General features: G+C 56.0%; 18 protein-coding genes. 8 read left to right on the top strand and 10 right to left on the bottom strand.

All coding sequences use genetic code 11. From position 1 onward, the window contains the following. Positions 1-114: 114 nt before the first annotated feature. The 4 genes from J0X19_RS17490 to J0X19_RS17505 all read right to left on the bottom strand — a co-directional run bounded on the left by J0X19_RS17490 (position 115) and on the right by J0X19_RS17505 (position 6,044). On the bottom strand, positions 115-1,011 hold the full coding sequence (locus J0X19_RS17490) for a hypothetical protein (protein ID WP_206985720.1): 897 nt from the start codon (positions 1,009-1,011) through the stop codon (positions 115-117). A gap of 721 nt (positions 1,012-1,732) precedes the next feature. Next, positions 1,733-3,568 (bottom strand): glutamine--fructose-6-phosphate transaminase (isomerizing), encoded by a 1,836-nt coding sequence (gene glmS, locus J0X19_RS17495; protein ID WP_206985721.1) that lies wholly within the window; start codon positions 3,566-3,568, stop codon positions 1,733-1,735. A 105-nt stretch (positions 3,569-3,673) separates the two neighbouring features. Beyond that, entirely contained in the window at positions 3,674-5,242 is a 1,569-nt protein-coding gene (locus tag J0X19_RS17500; protein WP_206985722.1) for a DUF4270 family protein, read from the bottom strand. Next, complete coding sequence (locus J0X19_RS17505) at positions 5,226-6,044, bottom strand: glycogen/starch synthase (protein ID WP_206985723.1); 819 nt, start codon at positions 6,042-6,044, stop codon at positions 5,226-5,228. Before J0X19_RS17505 ends, J0X19_RS17500 begins: the two co-directional genes overlap by 17 nt. 121 nt (positions 6,045-6,165) lie before the next feature. On the opposite strand from J0X19_RS17505, the gene panC reads away from it, so the two are divergent. From panC to J0X19_RS17540, 7 genes are all read left to right on the top strand, one after another. Continuing rightward, entirely contained in the window at positions 6,166-7,014 is an 849-nt protein-coding gene (gene panC, locus J0X19_RS17510; RefSeq protein ID WP_206985724.1) for a pantoate--beta-alanine ligase, read from the top strand. 132 nt (positions 7,015-7,146) lie between these two features. Continuing rightward, complete coding sequence (gene panD / locus J0X19_RS17515; protein WP_022825546.1) at positions 7,147-7,494, top strand: aspartate 1-decarboxylase; 348 nt, start codon at positions 7,147-7,149, stop codon at positions 7,492-7,494. A gap of 102 nt (positions 7,495-7,596) precedes the next feature. After that, positions 7,597-8,649 (top strand): lysylphosphatidylglycerol synthase transmembrane domain-containing protein, encoded by a 1,053-nt coding sequence (locus J0X19_RS17520; protein ID WP_206985725.1) that lies wholly within the window; start codon positions 7,597-7,599, stop codon positions 8,647-8,649. Then, complete coding sequence (rfaE2, locus tag J0X19_RS17525; protein WP_206985726.1) at positions 8,636-9,118, top strand: D-glycero-beta-D-manno-heptose 1-phosphate adenylyltransferase; 483 nt, start codon at positions 8,636-8,638, stop codon at positions 9,116-9,118. The genes J0X19_RS17520 and rfaE2 overlap by 14 nt, the downstream gene beginning before the upstream one ends. 88 nt (positions 9,119-9,206) lie before the next feature. After that, entirely contained in the window at positions 9,207-9,905 is a 699-nt protein-coding gene (locus tag J0X19_RS17530) for a zinc metallopeptidase (RefSeq protein ID WP_206985727.1), read from the top strand. A 250-nt stretch (positions 9,906-10,155) separates the two neighbouring features. After that, positions 10,156-11,316 (top strand): acyl-CoA dehydrogenase, encoded by a 1,161-nt coding sequence (locus tag J0X19_RS17535; RefSeq protein WP_206985728.1) that lies wholly within the window; start codon positions 10,156-10,158, stop codon positions 11,314-11,316. Between the two features lie 156 nt (positions 11,317-11,472). Continuing rightward, complete coding sequence (locus tag J0X19_RS17540; RefSeq protein WP_022825541.1) at positions 11,473-12,396, top strand: helix-turn-helix domain-containing protein; 924 nt, start codon at positions 11,473-11,475, stop codon at positions 12,394-12,396. A gap of 96 nt (positions 12,397-12,492) precedes the next feature. On the opposite strand, the gene J0X19_RS17545 is transcribed toward J0X19_RS17540, so the two are convergent. From J0X19_RS17545 to J0X19_RS17555, 3 genes are read right to left on the bottom strand one after another with little or no spacing between them, the layout of a single operon-like run. Beyond that, on the bottom strand, positions 12,493-13,257 hold the full coding sequence (locus J0X19_RS17545) for a geranylgeranylglyceryl/heptaprenylglyceryl phosphate synthase (RefSeq protein ID WP_206985729.1): 765 nt from the start codon (positions 13,255-13,257) through the stop codon (positions 12,493-12,495). After that, positions 13,235-13,987 carry a hypothetical protein gene (locus J0X19_RS17550; protein ID WP_206985730.1) on the bottom strand — a complete coding sequence of 251 codons (753 nt, stop codon included), beginning with the start codon at positions 13,985-13,987 and terminating at the stop codon, positions 13,235-13,237. Before J0X19_RS17550 ends, J0X19_RS17545 begins: the two co-directional genes overlap by 23 nt. Positions 13,988-13,993: 6 nt before the next feature. Continuing rightward, entirely contained in the window at positions 13,994-14,380 is a 387-nt protein-coding gene (locus J0X19_RS17555) for a phage holin family protein (protein WP_206985731.1), read from the bottom strand. A 148-nt stretch (positions 14,381-14,528) separates the two neighbouring features. Here J0X19_RS17555 and J0X19_RS17560 point away from each other — a divergent pair, with 148 nt between their 5' ends. Next, positions 14,529-15,710 carry a J domain-containing protein gene (locus tag J0X19_RS17560; RefSeq protein WP_206985732.1) on the top strand — a complete coding sequence of 394 codons (1,182 nt, stop codon included), beginning with the start codon at positions 14,529-14,531 and terminating at the stop codon, positions 15,708-15,710. Positions 15,711-15,835: 125 nt separating this feature from the next. Here J0X19_RS17560 and J0X19_RS17565 read toward each other — a convergent pair whose 3' ends face one another. From J0X19_RS17565 to J0X19_RS17575, 3 genes are all read right to left on the bottom strand, one after another. Continuing rightward, the gene (locus J0X19_RS17565; RefSeq protein WP_206985733.1) at positions 15,836-16,408 is read right to left on the bottom strand and encodes a fasciclin domain-containing protein; all 573 of its coding nucleotides are present in this window, start codon (positions 16,406-16,408) and stop codon (positions 15,836-15,838) included. 422 nt (positions 16,409-16,830) lie between these two features. Further along, a complete protein-coding gene (locus tag J0X19_RS17570; protein WP_157530825.1) occupies positions 16,831-17,103 on the bottom strand; it encodes a hypothetical protein in 273 nt (90 codons plus the stop codon). 156 nt (positions 17,104-17,259) lie between these two features. Then, positions 17,260-19,752 (bottom strand): DUF5686 and carboxypeptidase-like regulatory domain-containing protein, encoded by a 2,493-nt coding sequence (locus J0X19_RS17575; RefSeq protein ID WP_206985734.1) that lies wholly within the window; start codon positions 19,750-19,752, stop codon positions 17,260-17,262. Positions 19,753-19,814 lie beyond the last annotated feature (62 nt).

Consider the following 19,814-nt stretch of genomic DNA (forward strand, 5'->3'; position numbering starts at 1 on the left):
AAATCGGAATTGTGCGTGTCTACGAAACGCTGGAAGCCTCATGGCAGGACACACACGAGGCGCGCTATAAGGCTTGTCCGTTGTTGAAAACCATGTATTTGTGCGGGCAACAATTCACGGTATAAGCGGATTACGCTTGCCGGATTTCCTGAAAAGCTGAGGTGCTATTCGTCCGGCCAGCTGTGTTAGCCAAACGGTGCCAGTCAGCAATGCCAGCGGATACACTACAATGAAGTAGCGTGCTTCCACGTACCGAAGTACCACCACGAATAGCAGAATTACAAAAATAGGGGGTAACCGGACTAGCAACCAGCCAGCTGAACGCGGGCGTGGCCACCAGCAATAACTACACAAAGCCGCTCCCATTAGTAGCCAATGTGTGCAGGTGAATAACAGACGGATGGCCTTTTGCCAGAGCGCCAACTCACCGAATGGCCAAGCAAAAATAGAGTTTCCACCGCCGGTCAACACCAAATAATACGTCAGGCGCAGTGGCGCTACCACGTAATACAGCCAGGGCTTTTCCTGTACTACTGCATCATGAAAGCGCCGCAACGCTGCTGCTGCCTGTGAGTCGCCGTTATTCTGTGTAGCCGTTAGAAGCCCTGCGCTGGGCCGGGCAAGTTGTAACCGCTGCCGAACCCACCGCAACGAGTCGTAGGTGCCCTGCTGCGTGAGCTGCCACGGCTGGGGGGCCGCTTGTGGCGCAGGAGCCGGCCGAATCAGCCACGACATTAAAGAAGTGGAATTCCATTCTACGGGGTCTTCGCCCAAAGCCGCTACGAAACGCCGGGCAGCTAAATAATCTTCGGGAAAAGGAGTGCCGGCATAAGCCGTTTGGAGAGGAATGAACTGCTGGCTAACCACCCAGTTACGGGCGGTCCAGGCACCATCGACCAGCAGAAAAGGCAGAATTAGCAGGACAACCGGTTGCAGCAACTTGCGCCAAGCCTGCTGCCGGTAGTTTTGATAGATATACACAGCCGGCCATACCCCTAGCAGCGGCGCCATATACGGCCTCAAAAACACAAGCCAAGCCAACCAGCTTCCAGCCATCAGAAGATTCCGCGGTCTGGAAGTTGTAAAGCTCAGCAGGCAGTAATAAGTCCCAATAAGCAAGGCACTAGCTGCAAAGCTTTCAGTCAGCAGAAATAAATCGGCTTGTGCTCCATACGGGCTGACGGCGTGTAGTAGCACTACCAGGTAAGCTATTTTTCGCTGTTTAGTTAGGTGGTAAGTAAGTTGTGCCAGGTAATACAAGGATATGAGGGCCAGCGCCATTTGGGCTAGTACTACCGCATCGTAGGCCAGAACAGGAGTCAGGAACAGTCGAAACAAACCGTACACAGCCCCATAGCCCGGCATTCGGCCCGCATAGGCTGGCAGATAGTGCAGAATGTGTGTGTAGTGTCCGTGCGTTAGTAGGTTTTCAATGGCTTGAAAATAGGCCGCTGTGTCGCCGCCGCGTTTGCCGATCAGACCACTGCCACTCACTGCAATACCCATCGAGAAATGCAGAAACACATATACCCCCACCCGGAGTACCATTGCAAGCCAAACAACACGACGATTAAGCATGGGCCTTTATTGGCAAATAAATAACTGGCCCGGTTACTAAGAGGGCTATACCAAGCATGAATTCAAAGGAACAAAACGGCCTAAACGAAAAGAAGCGCCATGACCTGCATGGCGCTTCTCACAAGCTATAGTCTGTACACTATAAGCCAGGTGTTTACTCCACTGTCACCGACTTTGCCAGGTTGCGGGGCTGATCCACGTTGCAGCCGCGTAGTACGGCAATGTGGTACGAAAGCAGCTGCAATGGTACTACTGATACCAGTGGCACCAATACTTCCGAGGTAGCCGGTACTTCAATTACAAACTCGGCCATTTGCGGAATCACCGTGTCGCCTTCGGTTACTACGGCAATAATGCGGCCTTTGCGGGCCTTCACTTCTTGGATGTTGCTTACCACTTTCTCGTACGAGCTGTCCTTGGTAGCAATAACTACCACTGGCATGTTCTCGTCGATGAGGGCAATCGGGCCGTGCTTCATTTCGGCGGCCGGGTAGCCTTCGGCGTGGATGTAGCTGATTTCCTTGAGCTTCAGCGCGCCTTCCAAAGCCACTGGAAAGTTGTAGCCCCGGCCCAGGTACAGGAAGTTCGGCACGTCTTTGAACGTCTCGGCAATTACTTCGATTTCGTCGTTGAGCAACAGGGCCTTCTCTACTTTGGCCGGAATGCTGTTGAGCTCCACCATCAGCTCCCGCAGGCGCGTGTCGGAAAGGGTGCCGCGCTTGTGGCCTACAATCATGGCCAGGATGGTTAGAACCGTAACCTGAGCAGTGAAGGCTTTGGTGCTGGCTACCCCAATTTCGGGGCCGGCGTGAGTATAGGCACCAGCGTCGGTGGCGCGGGCAATGCTGCTGCCCACCACATTGCAGATACCAAAGATGGTAGCACCTTTGCTCTTGGCTAGCTCAATAGCCGCTAGCGTATCGGCAGTTTCGCCACTCTGCGAAATAGCAATTACAATGTCGCGCTCCGTAATTACCGGGTTGCGGTAACGGAACTCTGAGGCGTATTCCACTTCCACCGGAATGCGGGCCAGGTCTTCGAGCAGATATTCCGCCACCAAACCGGCGTGCCAGGAAGTACCGCAAGCTACAATTACAATCCGGTCGGCGTTCATGAACTTGCGCTCATAAGCCCGAATGCCACCCATGTTCAAGTGGCCAGCTTCCAGTTCCAAACGGCCACGCATGGAGTCGAGGATGGAACGAGGCTGCTCGAAAATTTCCTTGAGCATGAAATGCTCATAGCCACCTTTCTCAATGCTGTCCAGCTCCATTTCCAGGTGCTGGATATAAGGGGTCTGGTGTACGTCTTCTTTGCTGCGAATGTCGAGCTTACCGTCGCGGATGATGGCAATTTCGTAGTCGTTCACATACACCACTTCGTTGGTGTACTCGATGATGGGCGTGGCATCGGAAGCAATAAAGAACTCGTCTTTGCCCACCCCAATTACCATCGGCGAGCCTTTACGGGCTGCAATCAGCTGATTGGGCTCGTCGCGGCTCAGCACTACAATGGCGTAGGCGCCTACCACTTCGTGCAACGCCAGCCGTACGGCTTCTTCCAGCGTGCAGTGGTTTTGCTTCTGGATCTCCTCAATCAGGTTCACGAATACTTCCGTGTCCGTATCGGAATGGAATACGTGGCCTTGCTGCGTGAGGTGTTGCTTCAGCGCCGCGTAATTCTCAATGATGCCATTGTGGATGATGGCAATTCGCTCGGAGGTGGAGTAGTGCGGGTGAGCGTTGGTGTCGTTGGGTTCACCGTGAGTAGCCCAGCGGGTGTGGCCCATGCCCACGTGGGCGTGGGTGTCTTTTTCGGCAATGAAGCTTTCAAGCTCAGAAACCTTACCCTTCTTCTTATATACGTTCAGGTCGCCGTTGAGCAGCGCTACGCCTGCCGAGTCGTAGCCCCGGTACTCTAGCCGGTGCAGACCTTTAAGAATGATGGGACAAGCTTCCCGATGACCGATATAAGCAACAATTCCGCACATAGTAGTAAGGAAAGCAAAAATGAATTTCGTGGAAAAATCGATAAGCCGCGGCTGGCAAATGCCGTACCGCGGCTTTCGACGCAATGACTTAATTGAAATGCAAGTTTAACGCAACTTGGAATAGTAAACGCGCAACCGGATGTTTTTACCGTCGAGTGCGGCTCTTTCCAGGCCCAATGCGTTGGAATTGCGAAGTATTGGGGAGAATAGGAAAGCGGCTGGAGTAGTTCCGCTTAGCTTATCGTATACATAAGCCTGCACGTAACTCGTCATCAGCAACCCATAGTAGCGGTTGACATCCGAAACGGCGAGGGGCGTTGCAGCGGCGGCATTCTGATAATAGCCGAGATTCTGCGCGTTGTTCTCAATAGATGTTAGGCCGATACCTAACTGGTTCAATCCATCTCTGAGTATAACGCGCTCTACCCGGCTGTTCAAAAACACTCGCCGCAGTGGCTCGTTGTTGGCGTTTACCTCATACAGATAGCCATTGGCAGGAAGGGCAAAAAGCAAATTAGAGGAGGGTTGTACTTGAACCTGCAACTCTGCGCGGTTGATGGCAATAGAAGGGCTGCCGCCAGTGGCTTGTGGCTGAGCCAGTTGCTTCAATTCTGCCAGCCCCGGAATTTCCAGCTTAGCCACAAAGCCGCTACCTGCCTGCATGTAAGCAATGTCGCCGCTGGCGCTGGAAGGAACAGAGCGGGCCGAGTTACTGGCTCCCTGCAACTGATTGAATGGTGCCGCTGGCTCCGTAACAATGCTAGTGAAGTAGCGCGGCGCATTGGCTTTGGTTGCGTAAGCCGCCTGCGTACCAAACGGAATGCTGTAAGTACCCTTAAGCGTACCAGTACCTACTTTCTTGTTGTAGTGGTAGTAAAATACAGCACTCGATACAGAGCCAATAGAAGCAAAGCCAACTACAGCGCTATTGAAGTTGCTTGTCGGCTGTATCATCAAGCCCTTCCAAGCCGCATCTAATTGCGACTGGCTGAAGGAAGTGTTCTTGAGTAACCCGAATACATTGGTAAGCAAGCTATTGCTTGCATTCAGCTTCAGGCGTACAGTCCGGTTTGGCTCCGACAACTTAAAAGTGGAAGTGTCGGTGCTGCTGCTTGGGTCATTGCGCTGCCGTACCGTTCTGGTGCCGTTGAGCCGGGCTGCTACACCCGTGCCAAGGGCGCCAGCCATATCGGCGGCGGCAGTAGAAGCCGAGTTATACACGCCTTGCTCATCAAGCGGAGCCGTCAGCGGATACACATCAACGCGCAGCGGGCTGGCCGCCGAGCCATAAATGGCGGCGGGGGCAAACGGCATTACCAACACCACCGAATCCAACTGCGCATTAGGATTCGTGCCGAGCACGTTAGCTGGCAGCGTATCAGAGGCACTAGGGCTGATTTTCAGGTTGAAATAGCCCTTAGCCGTTGTCGTGCCCAACGCATTGTCGCGCACCCGGCCAATAAGGTAGCTATTGGCCTTCAGGGTGTTAATCGAGTCCTGCAACACCGTAGATGCCGTAACTGGAAAGTCGCGGTACTCGGTGCTGGTGGCGTTGGTGCCGGGCAGTTCCACGCCCAAGTCGCTGGCTTCCTCGCAGCTGGTAGCCGTGAAAAGCAACGCAGTGGAAAGTACAGAAGCCGAAGCCAGTCGGCGGGCGCTAGTTGGCCAATTCATTATAGAGCGCGTAGTAAGAAGTCAGTAGGTTTTCGTCGGCGCCTACTTGCCCGAGCTGTTTGCTGCGCGAGTACTCCGTAAACAACGAGTTTAGGTTGTCGCTGAAGTCTTCGTCGGATTTCACCACGGCGTCGGCATATTCCATGCCTACTTTGATGAAGCCCCCGAAGTCGGCCGTTTTCAAGCAAGCCAACATGTCGTCATCAATGTCCAGCATCTTGGCCTTCTCAATGATGTCGCCCTGGAATTTGAAGTCGAACTCGTTGTTGTAGATAGTGAACACCGATTTAGCGTCCTTGAAAATCGGGTCCTTCTTGTAGGTCGTTTTCAGGTACATCGGAATCAGGCCCGTCATCCAGTCGTTGCAATGCACGATGTCGGGAGCCCAGCCTAGTTTTTTCACCGTTTCCAGCACACCCTTGCAGAAGAAGATGGCGCGCTCGTCGTTGTCGGCGTGAAACTTGTCGTTTTTGTCTACCAGCACCGATTTGCGGTGGAAGTAATCTTCGTTATCAATGAAGTAAACTTGTAGCTTCGCGTTCGGAATGGAAGCTACTTTAATGATAAGGGGCTTTTCGTCTTCGCCAACAGCAATGTTGATACCGGACAGGCGCACCACTTCATGCAAGCGGTTTTTCCGCTCGTTGATGATGCCGAAGCGAGGAACGAAAATGCGAATTTCCATCCCCATCTCCTGCATGCCCTGCGGCAGGCGCCGCAAAAATTCCGCTACTTTGGTGGTTTGCAAAAACGGATCAATTTCCGTGGCCGCGTAGAGGATTCTCAACTTAGAGGAGGACATAGTGCTCGGAAAAAGGGTGGTTAAGATAAGGCAATGCGTTGGGGTGCACAAAATTAAACAAATTTGAGGGAAAATTCAATCAAACTCGTCTGAACCCCCTTTAAGCCGGGTCAACACACCTATGGAGATACTGCACACGGCCGCTACGTTGCAAGCGTATACAGAAACTTGTCGCCGCGCGGGCCAGCGCATTGCACTAGTGCCCACCATGGGCGCCTTGCACGAAGGGCACCTGCAATTGGTACGCGCCGCCGCTACGGCCTGCGACGTGGTGATAGTGAGTGTTTTCGTGAATCCTACGCAGTTCAACAACGCCGAAGATTTTCGGCTGTACCCGCGCCTACCGGAAGAGGATGCCGCTTTGCTGGAACCGGCGGGCTGCACGGTGCTTTTCCTGCCCACCGTAGAAACCATGTACCCGCAGCCGGCGGTGCTACACTTTGATTTTGGGCCGCTGGAGCGCGTGATGGAAGGAGCACACCGGCCGGGCCATTTCAACGGAGTGGCTACGGTGGTCAGCAAATTGTTTCACCTGAGCCGGCCGCATCAGGCCTATTTCGGGCAGAAGGACTGGCAGCAGGTAGCAGTAGTGCGGCAACTGGTAGCCGATTTGTCGTTCGATTTAGAGCTAGTGTCATTCCCCACGGTGCGCGAAGCGGACGGGCTGGCTATGTCGTCGCGGAACCGGCGGCTGTCGGCGGCGGCGCGGGCCGTGGCGCCGCGCCTGCACGAGGCGTTGGAACGGGCCGCCCAGTTAGTGCGGCAAGGCACTCAGTCGCCGGCCGAGGTGCAGCAGGCCGCCGTGGAGCACATTGCCGCCGAGCCGGCTTTCCAGCTGGAATACTTCGAAGTAGCCGATGCACACACCCTGCAACCATTAGCGGAATGGCAACCTAACCGGCCCGTGGTGCTATGCTTGGCCGCGTACCTGGATGGCGTACGCCTGATCGACAACGTAGTGGTGAAATAGTGAGGTGGTGAAATGGTGAGTTGACGTTCTAATGTTGCTATTCACGCAACCAAAACGTCAACTCACCATTTCACCACCTCACTATTTCACCTTGCGTATCTTCGTGCCCTTATTTAACCCCACCCTTTCGTAATGCACATCGAAGTTTTAAAGTCTAAAATTCACCGGGCGAAGGTCACGCAGGCCGAACTGCACTATGTAGGGAGCGTCACCATCGACGAGGACCTGCTGGATGCGGCCAATATGGTGGAAAACGAGAAGGTGACGATTGTGAACGTGAACAACGGGGAGCGTTTCGAAACCTATACCATCCGGGGCGAGCGGGGCTCGGGCATGATTTGCCTGAACGGCCCGGCGGCCCGGCGGGTAGCTGTTGGCGACATTGTTATCATCTTCTCTTACGCTCTCATCGACTTCGCAGAAGCCCGGGCGCACAAGCCCACACTGGTTTTCCCCGATCAGCACAACCGCCTGGTATAACTTACATTGTAGCGCCTTTTTTCGGTTGTCGCCTGTATATTGCCTCTATTCAGGAAAAAATAGGATTTACAACCGTCAATCGACAGCTGATTATTACCGTTCGTGAAGCAACTTCTCACTGTATTGAAGTATGCCCTGCTGCTGGCAGTTTCGGGCCTATTGATGTGGTACGCCTTGCGGGGGCAGGATCTGAGCCGGGTGGGCCAATATATGCGCAGCGCCAACTACTGGTGGCTGGGCCTCACCATCCTGATTTCGGCCATGGGTTACTTCAGCCGGGCCTACCGCTGGAAGATGCAGATTACGCCTACCGGCTACAACCCTGGCTATTGGGCGGTGTATCACGCCATGATGGTGGGGTACCTCGCCAACTTAGTGCTGCCGCGCATGGGCGAGGTAATCCGGTGCTCGGTGCTCCAGCGCAGCAGCAAAGTGCCCGTGCAGGTGGCGCTGGGTACTGTAGTTACGGAGCGGGTAATTGACGTGCTGGTGCTTTTAGGCGTGCTGAGCGCCACGTTGCTGCTCGACTTCAACCGGTTCTGGACGTTTGTAACCGACAAGATTCTGGGCGGACAATACGATGCGCTGGCCCGCAACCGCACGCCGCTCCTGATAGCCGGCGGAATTGCGCTGGTGCTATTGCTGGGCGTGGCGTACACGGTGTTCCGCAACCTGGAGCGCCTACGGCAGAATGAGCTGTTCAACAAGTTTGTGGCACTGGTGAAAGGCTTGCTGGCGGGTGTGTTCAGCGTGCTGAAAATGGAAAACAAGGGCCTGTTTCTGCTCCACACGTTCTTCACGTGGCTGGTGTACTACCTCATGGATTATCTGGCCTTCTTCTGCTTTCCCGAAACCTATGATTTGGGCATGCGGGCAGCCCTGGCCGTACTCACGTTCGGAGCGTTTGGCATGGCGGCGCCGGTGGCCGGCGGTATTGGGCCGTTCCACGTGATGGTGCAGGCCACGTTGCTGGCGTACGGGGTGAGCATGGAGGCCGGTATTGCGTACGCCCTAGTGGTGCACGGCGCCCAAACCCTGCTGGTCGTGCTGATGGGCGGCATCAGCTTTTTAGTAAGCATGGCCAGCTCGGGCCGCAAAGGGCAACTAGACCTGAGCCCAATGGCCGTTTCGATATCCAACGATGCAGTGGAGTAAAGACAAGATTTACGACCGGCCGGCCCTAATTGCGCAGGTGGCTGCCTGGAAAGCGGAAAACCGCAAAGTGGTGTTCACCAACGGCTGCTTCGACCTGCTGCACCTTGGCCATGTGGATTACCTGGAGAAGGCCCGGCACCTCGGCGACGTGCTGGTAGTGGGCGTGAATACCGACGCTTCGGTGAGCTGCCTCAAGCCCGGCCGGCCGCTGCAAGACGAAGTGTCACGCACTCGGATTCTGGCCTCTCTTTTGTTTGTAGATGCCGTAGTGCTCTTCGATGAGCAAACCCCGCTGGCCCTGATAGAAGCCACCGTACCCGACATCCTGGTGAAGGGCGACGACTACACTGTCAGTGGAATTGTGGGCCACGAAGTGGTGTTACAGAACGGTGGGCAGGTGCTTACCGTACCATTGGTAACCGGCTACAGCACCACGCGCATCGTCGAGCGTATTCTAAAAGGAAGCTAGCTACTTGTTTCTGGTTACCGTTGCCTGCGAAGGCAGCGTTGCTGGAGGCAGGAAAACTAGCCGCCAGAAACAAAAACCAGAAACTTCCATGTACTACAATTCGAGTCCTATTTACTTCATCGTCATTTTGGCGATGCTGGTTAGTTGGTTCATTCAGTGGCGCTTGCGTAGCAAGTTCGAGCAATATTCGCAGATCGGCTTGCAGTCCAACCTATCGGGCAAGCAGATTGCCGAGCTGATGCTGGCCGACCACGGTATTACCGATGTGCGGGTTATCAGCACCGAAGGCCGCCTGACCGACCACTACAACCCCGCCGACAAAACCGTCAACCTCAGTGAGTCTGTGTATGCCGAGCGCAGCGCCTCCGCGGCGGCCGTAGCGGCCCACGAGTGCGGCCACGCGGTGCAGCACGCCACGGCCTATGCCGCACTACAGTTCCGGTCGGCTATGGTGCCGGCCCTGAGCAACGTGTCGCGCTTTATGCCCTGGATTTTGCTGGCTGGTGTGCTGATGATCAAAACCACGCTGATTCCGCTGGGAGTAGGTATCGTGCTGTTCTCGCTTACTACCCTCTTCTCGTTCGTTACGCTACCGGTTGAGTTCGATGCCTCCAAGCGCGCCCTGGCCTGGATTGACCGCCGTGGCATCGTGACGCCGCAGGAGCACGCCATGGCGAAAGATGCCTTGTGGTGGGCCGCCATGACGTACGTGGTAGCGGCTATCAGTTCTCTGGCTACGCTGCTGTACTATGTGAGCATCTTCATGGGTAGCCGCGACCGGCGCTAATAGTTCTTTAAGTGCTTTTTCTGAAAGCAAGCCGCCGCTTCACTTGGAGCGGCGGCTTTTTTTAGTGGCTACCACGCCATGCTTGAAACGTTCCGGCTGGTTTTTCGCTTAACCTGCTGACAGGCAAACCAGCAGTTGCCGGTCCCGATAAAAAATAATGGCTTCCACGAATCTATGCTGTATGCCGCGTAAATTCGTGTCATAATCCCCGCAGTTCCATTCCAGGCAACTGGTTAATTCCCCCACTCACATGCTCACTACCACGCAGTCCTCTATTTTTCAGCTCACTGAAGAGCAACTGGCCGTACAGGCCGCCGCGCGCGACTTTGCGCAGTCCGAACTTTGGGCTGGCGTAATCGAGCGGGACGAACACCAGAAGTTTCCGGCCGAGCAAATCAAGAAAATGGGCGAGCTGGGCTTTATGGGCATGATGGTGAGCCCCGAGTACGGCGGCGGCGGCATGGACACCGTGAGCTACGTGCTGGCCATGGAAGAAATTTCCAAAGTGGATGCGTCCTGCTCAGTTATTATGTCGGTGAACAACTCGTTGGTTTGCTGGGGCTTGGAGAAGTATGGCACCGAAGAACAAAAGCGGAAGTACCTGCCCGGCCTGACTTCCGGCGCCATCATTGGCGCCTTCGCCCTCTCTGAGCCGGAAGCCGGTTCCGATGCTACCAGCCAGCGCACCACCGCCGAGGATAAAGGCGACTATTATCTGCTGAACGGCACCAAAAACTGGATTACCAACGGTACCACGGCTTCGGTGTACCTGGTTATTGCCCAAACCAACCCCGAACTCAAGCACCGCGGCATCAACGTGCTGATTGTAGAGAAAGGCATGGATGGCTTCCAGACCGGCCCCAAGGAAAACAAGCTGGGCATCCGGGGCTCCGACACCTGCTCGTTGATGTTCAACGACGTGAAGGTGCCCAAGGAGAACCGCATTGGCGAAGACGGCTTCGGGTTCAAGTTTGCCATGCAGGTGCTGGCCGGCGGCCGCATCGGCATTGCGTCGCAGGCGCTGGGCATTGCTTCCGGGGCCTACGAGCTGTCGTTGAAATATGCCAAAGAGCGTAAGGCCTTTGGCGTGCCGATTTCGCAGCACCAGGCCATTCAGTTCAAGCTGGCCGATATGGCAACCAATATTGACGCTGCCCGCCTGCTGTGCTTGCAAGCCGCTTATGATAAAGACATGCACCAGGATTATGCCAAATCCGGCGCAATGGCCAAGCTGTTTGCTTCCAAAGTAGCCATGGATACCGCCGTAGAAGCGGTTCAGATTCATGGGGGCTACGGCTTTGTGAAGGAGTACCACGTAGAGCGCCTGATGCGTGACGCCAAAATCACGCAGATTTACGAGGGAACCTCTGAAATTCAGAAAATTGTAATCTCGCGGGAAATCCTGAAATAGCCGTAAGTAGCCTAAAAGATGGATTTGTTGCACAAAACCCAGTCAATATTTGGCTGGGTTTTCGTTTTTGTGAATTTTTATATCTTAATTTGCATTACATCAGCTAGGCCGCTCCGCGTCCTTGGATAATCTAAGACCACAACCACCCTTAGTCCAATGGAAGATTATAATAAAGTGATAGAATCGCTTGGTGTGAGATACATCAAAGCGAAGAATCTGGTGCTACAACAGCCCTTTACAGTTCGCAATAACTATGACGTAGGCAACAATCTTATCCTGTTGCATAAGGGCCGTATTACCTTCGGCGAAGAAGAGCAGGTAGTGGAAGAAGGCGAAATGCTGTTCATTCCCGGTGGCCGCGCTACTAAGGTAAACTACGGAGGATCAACGGGTAAGGTCATCACCAACGATGACCTGATCAGCAATAAAGACAAGTTTTTTCATTCTAACTCCGACCTCGACCTAATTGGCGACGCTGAAGAGAGCCACTCTTTTGTGAGCTTTGAGGCCAAGGTGTTCGATTCGGTGAACTTCTTCGCGTCGTTGGACGTGCCGGCGTTCCTGATTGCCAACAACTCCAAGCTGGGCAACCTCATCATCAAGGTGGTGGAGGAGAGCTTGCAGGAGCTGCCCGGCCGGGAGCGGCTGATTACGATTTACACCGAGAATATTGTGGTGGAAATCGTGCGCTACATCCTCAAGAACAAGATGTTTGTAGAGCAGCTGGCTACTAACAGCACCTACTTCAAGGACCCCCGCCTCATCGACCTGTTCAACTACATCAAGGAGAACATCGGTGGCGACCTGTCCAACAAAGTGCTGAGCAACGTGGCCAACGTGAGCGAAGACTATGTAGGGCAGTATTTCAAGATGCTGACCGGCATCAACCCCCAGGACTACATCGAATACCAGCGGATGGAACGCGCCGTGTTCCTGCTGCGCACCACCAAGAAAAGCATCCGCGACATCGGCAAAGAAGTGGGCTACAAAGACACCGCTTATTTCTGCCGCCGCTTCAAGATGATGTTCGGTATTCCGGCCGGTAAAATGCGCCGCCGCGAATCCGCCATGAACATCTAGTGTAGCGCAAGCTGCCGATAAGTACAGCATATAAAAAGCCCCGTGTTGCCTTGAGTGGCGGCACGGGGCTTTTGCTTTGGTAGGCGGTTGTTTTGCCTAGGCTACACTTACCTGATTGAAGCGCTGAACGGCTTTGGAAACCTGTCCCAGAAAGTTGGGGTCTTTCTCAATCTGGTTGCCGATAACTACCACGTCGGCGCCGGCGCTGAGGGCGCTGTGCGCTTTCTCTACGGTATTGATGCCGCCACCAACGATGATGGGCGTTTCCACGGCTTGCCGCACGGCCTGAATCATGGCCGGTGACACGGGGTGCTGGGCGCCGCTGCCACCATCCAGGTACATGAGGCGCAGACCCAGCATTTCGCCGGCCATGGCGGTGCAGGCGGCAATGGTAGGCTTATCGTGGGGGAGGGGCGTAGTGCCGCTCATGTAGCTGGCGGTGGTCTGGCGGCCGGTATCCACTAGCATGTAGCCAGTGGGCAAAATCTCCAGGTTGCTTTGGCGCAGCAGCGGCGCCGCTACTACGTGCTGGCCAATCAGGAAATCGGGGTTGCGGCCCGAAATGAGCGACAACAGCAGGATACCATCAGCCTGCGAATCGAGGTGCAGGCTGTGGCTGGGGAACAGCAACACGGGCACCGCCGAACGGCTCTTCAATAAACGAATGAGGGCAGCCTGGTGAGAGGTCATCACCAAGCTGCCACCCACAAAAAAGTAATCCACTACGTGCTGCGTGCTCAACTGAATGATGTGCTGGCAGCTGGCTTCGTCCAGATTATCGGGGTCGAGGAGGACCGCCAAGGACTTGTGCCCGTGCTTACGGCGTTCGGTTAGAGCATCATAGAGGCTGGTGAGGCGCATGCGCTTCGTCGTGGTGGTAAGTAAAGTCGATGTCCCGGGTTTCCGGCTCCTGCGAAGGAGAGGTTGCAAGGTCGGGATTTTTGAACATCGGCAAATACTCTCCCACTTTTTTAGCCACTACTGCCATCAATACCGCTGTGGCCTGCGCTACCAGCATCTTGCCGGTATCCGACTGCAAAAACGAGCGGAAAGCATCGGCAACAATAGAGGATGCCTCACTGGTATCGTCGGGAGCGTACTGCTGTTGAGCGCGGTGGTTGCGGGCTGGCACTGGCCGGGGCGAATCGAAGCCAAGCGGGCGGAACGGGTCGGTATCCAGGTCGGCGCTTTCGGTGTGGTACACGTCGGGCGCAATGTGGGCCCGCTCCGAGGCGGCTGGCTGCGCGCCCCGGTCGTTGTGGTGGCCGTGGCTGCCTAGCCCCAAGTCGTCGCCCAAGGCTAAATCGGCATCGGAAGTAGTGGGCTTGCGCAGGGCGCGGCTTGCCCGGCGGCTACGTGCGCCTAGCTCCCGGTCGTGCTGGGGCTTGTATTTCTTTTTGCCCCCAAACAGTTTAGACAGCGCCCAAACTCCGGTGAGCACACCCGCACCAATGGCCACGTACTTGCCAATTTGCTGGGTTTTCTCTTTAATTTCTTCTACCTCGCCCAGTAGAGCGCGCTCATATTCCAGCTTCTGGCGTTCCAGAAACTCTTTTTCGTCCTCGAACAAAGGATTCGTTGGTTCGGCCATGTCGGATTAGGCTTGACGTTTATCGGATTTGTAAATCGTGTTGTTGAGCATCTTGTCGGCCAGGCCCTGGAACAGCTTCTTATCGACGCCCACTGCAAAGATGACAAGCAGCACCAGATAAAACGCCGCTACAATGCCGAAGCCCCAATAGGCGCTGTCGAGCACATCGTTGAGTAATAACGCCACGAACAGGTTTAGGAAGACAAAAAACATCAGCCCGATGGCAGCCATCGACACGCCGTGCAGCGTACCAATGAAGCCGGCTTTCACTTTTTCCTGGGTTTCCAGGCGCACCAAATCGATACGCGTATCGAGGTAGCCTTTCAGGTTGCCGAAGATATTATCGGTGCGGGATGTTTTCGTTGAGTCGTCTTCGTCGTTGAAAAGGCTCATATGGAAGGAGAAGATTTGCGGAAAATCGTGTTAGCAGAGTAAGTTTCGAAAACAGCTGCCGGAGCGAGGTTTTCGGATAGCACATTCATACGGGAAAGGCGGCTTCTTGTCTGAAATCTGCCGTACTTTTACGTACTATCACCATCCCTTGAGTCAGAATCATTATCAAGTTCTCGGAGTGCCGGCCACTGCCACCGCTCTTGCTATCAAGCTGGCTTATAAGAAGTTGGCGGTTCAGTTGCATCCGGATAAGCACGGCGGTAGTCCTATATATGAGGAGCGGTTCAAAGCCGTGGCCGTCGCCTACCAGATTCTTGGCGACCCCGCCCGCCGCGCCGCCTACGACTACCAGCTGCGGCAAGTGGAGCAGCGGGCCGCCGAGGCGCAGCGGCAGCAGGAGTACCGGCCGCAGGGGCAGCACATCTACGGCGTGCCCATGCCGCCCCCAGCGCCGCTGCGCACCCGCCGCCCCGCCGGCTCGGCTGAGCGGTACTACCGCAACATCCCGAAACAGCGCCGGTTTACGCGGCGCGACTACCTGCTGACCTTCGGGTTTTTGGCGGCGCTGCTGCTCTTCATGGGAACCGTGAAAGTGGTGATGGACCACGTAACGGCCGTGAGCAACTACGAGGACGGGCTGCGAGCCTACGGCCGCCGGAAATGGGAAACGGCCCATGCCTATTTCACGGAGGCCTTGCACTTCAAGCCAACCTACAAAGAGGCGCTAAAGCGGCGTGGCGAAATCGAACAATTAATCAACCGCAATTACGAGCAAGCAGGCCTCGACTACACTGCCGCCCTGCGCGAAACCGAGCAGCCCGCCGACCGGGCTACCTTGCTATACCGGTTGGGGCAGTGCCAAACGGAGCTAGGCCAGATTGCCAACGCCGAGCGCAACCTAAGCACGGCCGTAACGCTGGACTCCACGCAAAGCGGGGCCTGGCTGACGCGCGGAGCCATCCGGCTGTTCGAGCAGCAGCAGTTTGAGAAGGCCATTCACGATTTTTCGGTGGGGCTGCGTCAGCGTACCACCACCGGTAAGCCGGTGCCAGTGAAATACCTGACGTATCGGGGGCTGGCGTACTACAAGCTCGATGATTTGCTGCAAGCCCGCCAAGATTATCGGCAGGTGCTGGAAGCCAGCCCGAGCAACGGACAAGTGCATTTTCTGTTGGGGCGAATAGCGCAACGGGAAGGCAATGCCCCCGCCGCCTGCGAGTTTTTTCAGCGCGCCCTGCGGCTTGGGTACCTGTATGCCGCCGCCGCCCAGCAGCAAAACTGCCCGCCCCATGTGGCCCCACCAGTAATAGAACTCAGCCCGGAAGAGTAAGTGGCAGGGATACAGACACGTTTACTACCGGTAGTAGCCTAGTCAAAAGGAAAAAGCGCCTTCCCAATTGGAAAGGCGCTTTTTAGTTGTGGTGAAGTAGTACAGAGCTGAACGAGAACTGCCGGTTAGGGCATCAATACTTTGTCGATTACGTGAATCACGCCGTTGCTCTGGATGACGTCGTAGGTGGAGATGGTGGATACGCCGCCTTTCTCATCCACGAGTACCATGTTTTTCGGGCCGTTCATCATGGCCTTCAGGGTACCGCCGCTTACGGTTTTCAGGGTAGCAGTGCCTTTACCGGCTTTAATGGCCGCCATGATTTTGTCGGCAGTCATGTTGCCGGCTACCACGTGGTAGGTCAGGATTTTGGTGAGGGTGGCTTTGCTTTCAGGCTTCACCAGCGTCTCAACGGTACCAGCAGGCAGGGCGTTGAAAGCGGCATTGGTGGGCGCAAATACTGTGAAAGGACCTTTGCCTTGCAGTGTTTCTACAAGGCCGGCAGCCTTCACGGCGGCTACCAATGTGGTGTGGTCGGCCGAGTTAACGGCGTTTTCCACAATATTCTTATTCGGGTACATAGCCTGGCCGCCTACTTGCACGGTGCCGGGCGTCATGGTGGCTTGGGCCGAAGCTGATGTAACTGAAGCGGCACCCAAAAGGGCTACGAAGGCGAAAGAAAGCAGATTTTTCTTCATGACTAAGTTGAGAGGAGGGGATAGTGAAGTTATTTGAAGGCATCTACGCCGCCACTCAATCAACTGGATTTATTGTACCTAAAAAATATTTTGTGCCAACTATTATAACCAGGATACCATGCCCTAAATGGCCTTGCCGAGGACGTTAAAGAATTATTGCCAATCAGCTAGAGCGGTTTCAGGGTCGGGGTACAGGATGCACGCGGTAGGGGCGGGGACAAGCTCCGCCCCGACGCCGGCGCTTTTCACCAAGTCCGTTCGATGACGGGCGGAACCAGCCCCGCCCCGACCTCCAAAACCGCTTTAGTTGCGTAGGTCGCTCAGCCATTGGGCACCCCGAACCAGAGCGGCATGACTACACAGAAACGCCCGGCCTGCTCATGGCAGACCGGGCGCTTGCAGCTTTTATAAGACTCAATGCGTTAGTTCAGCCAAACCGTGAGCAGCACTTCAAAGCGGTGCGGCGCGAAGGCATTGTAAAAGGGTGCTTCGCCCTGAAAGCCCAGCACGTGCACCAAAGCAATGCCTTCGGTGCGCGAGTCAACCACCCGTACGGGGTAGAGCTGGTCTTGCTCGGGCCAGTCGCCTACGTGGTTGAACGGGCGCTGGCTGTTGTCTACGCAGCGGGCGTAATCAACGAATGGGGCGTGCCGAGTGGCTTCGGCGAGGGTCAGGTTATCTACTTCGTATGCCATAGTCTCTTCTACAAAAAGCGACAAGATTTGATTCAGGAACAAGCCGGAAAGCTACCGGACAGTTGCGGCAAGTACACCAGGCAAGCCTTGAAAATGTGCCTGTATGGTTGACCTGCCGCGCGTATTCATAGCCTCCTAAGTCCGCAGTTTACGAAATCAAAGTTTAAATTGAAAACTAAATTTCACGCCGAAGTTGCTGGCACCCGGCGAATTACGATACGTAAGCCGGTGCAGAAAGTCGACGCGTACCACCCGGAAGATATTTTCCACCCCGTAGCCAATTTCGGCGTAGGGCAGGCGGCCCAGCGGCTGAAACCGGGGCAGCGGCTCCCCACTCTCGGGGTCCAGCTCCGGAATGATGGCATTGTTGGCCTGATCGACGCTGCCGTAGAGTGCGTTGCCGGTAGCTACTAAGCGCCAGTTCAGCTTCTTGAGCGCGGGTACCGAGTTCAGCAGGAAGCCTTCAAAATGGTGGTCGAAGCGCAACCCTACGTACCGGTCACTCACAAACTCGAAGTAGCGCATCAGGTTGTAGGCCCCGGCGTTGTAGAACGGCGACTGGTTGCCGAGGTGCGCCTTGAGCACCGGATACGGTACCGTGCTCGGAATGTAACCGGCATCAAGCGTATAGTCGGTGCGGCCGAACTGGCCGAGGCGTACGCTCTGCGTTACCAGCAGATTGAGCTTGTGGTACTGGAAGTCGCCGCCCAGAAACTTGTTGAGCCCCAAGGTGTAGCGCACCGTGAATACCGGCAGCCGCTTGAGGCCAATAGCCGAGCGGTAGTTTTGGGTCTGGCTCTGCACCAGCACTTCGTCGGGCGCGTAGCGCGACTCTACCACCAGCTCCGATACTGCAAAATTGTCGTTGGTAGGCGCCCCTAGCCGGGCCTCGTTGGTGTAGTAGGCAAAATCGTACAGCGGCCGGAACTGCTGCTGCCGGACGGTTACTTTCTGCGTGAAACCCCGAAACAAGTCCGTTTGAAACGACACCGAGGTTAAGTCGCGCAGCAGGGGCCGGCCGTTGTTGATGTTGCCCACACTGGCGGCGGCTTCAAACAGCGGATTTTCCAGCGCGTAGTCGTTGTCAAGAAGCGCCACCTGGTCGATGTCGTGGCGGTGCTCGAAACCGATGGTGGTCCAGGTGCGGCGGTCCAGGATTTTGCTGGTGCGCAGGCCGTACTTGAGGCGGGTATCGCGCAGGCCGTACGCCACGTACACGCGGGCCATCCAGTTGCGGCTGACGTCGGGCGTAGTACGGAAGCCGATGCGGGGCCTGAGCCCCTCAATGTTGTTGTAGCCGAGCGTGGCCAGCACCGGGCCTACGTCAATCTTGCCCACCCGGTAGTAGCCCGTAACCGCCACCGTAGCCAACTCCAGGAAGGACTGCACGGCCGGCAGCTGGCGCACTGTATCGAGTACCGTGAGCGTGGTTTGCTCCTGCACCGACAGCGAATCAGGCCGGTTTCTGTCGAAGAAGGTAGGGTCGCTTTTAAACGCATCGGCGGCCGTTGCCATCGGCACATCGTAGAACTCCAGCGGATGGTACTTGCCGGGCTCGAAGTTGGAGTTGACGGTAGTGAAGCGGGCCATTACCCCGGTGCTTTTGCTGGTAGGCCGCACGCTCACCAGCACGCGGGTGCGCAGCGGTAGCCACGGCCCGGCGGCAGTCGGCGTCAGCTCCTGCCATACCTTAATCTTATCCACGAAGTTGAGGTTGGCATCGGGACTAACGCTCAGGTCGAGGCGGCGCAGGGCGTAGCCGTCCTTGGTAATCCAGATGGTGCCGGTGAAAGCCAGGTCCTGCGGGCGGCGCGGCGTAACGGCCAGCTGGTAGCAGAAATCCTCGCCGATGTACACCGAATCCTGCAGCTCATACTCGTAGGTGAACTTCCAGCCGTCGGCAATCGGCGAAATAAAATCCTTGCCCAGCAGCTGCTGCCAGTTCGGGTAGAAGTCCCAGTCCTGAAACGAGGAGCCCATAATCTGCGACACCACCGAGCCCTCGCGCGGGGCCATGCCGTGCATCTGGTTGCGCTTGATTTCCTCGCGCCGCCGCAACGGCCGCTGGTGCGCGTAGTACCTCGACAGCATTTCGGAGGCGAAGATGGGTACCACGGGCTTGCCGTCGGCCCCGCGTTCTAGGCCCAGGCTGTCGGCCACGGCTATCATCTCGCGCAGCACCTTGCGGCCACTCACCTGCTTGGGCAAGTTGTTGATGCTGATTTCGGTGCGGTTGTAGCTGTCGAACTCGAAGGCGTCGAGGCGCTGCTTGTCGTTGCGGGGCTTGTTCTGCTGCACTCGGCGCATAATGGCGTAGGCCGGGTTTTCGGTGGGGCGCACCACCACTTCGCCCAGTGATACGCCGCTGCCACCCAAGGCAAAGTTGAGGGTTTGTTGCGGGGCCTGGCGGTTGAGTGCTTTCTTGATGGCCTTGAAGCCCATGGCCGAGGCCACAATAGTATCGGCGGGGGCGGTGCTGAGCGTGTAGCGGCCGGCATCGTCGGCGGTGGTGCCGGCAGTGGTGCCCGGCACGAAGATGGAGGCAAACGGTACCGGCTTACCACTAGCCGCCTCCGTGACCTGGCCTTTCACGAGTAGCTGCTGGGCTTGGCTACGCTGCACGCCCGCCAGCAGCAGTACGTGCAACAACAGTAAGTATCGAATAGAAAAGCGCAAGAGTCAGGAACCGATAAACACGTACAAATCAGCGG

It is taken from the genome of Hymenobacter telluris (assembly GCF_017313265.1).
GTDB classification, from domain to species: Bacteria; Bacteroidota; Bacteroidia; order Cytophagales; family Hymenobacteraceae; genus Hymenobacter; species Hymenobacter telluris.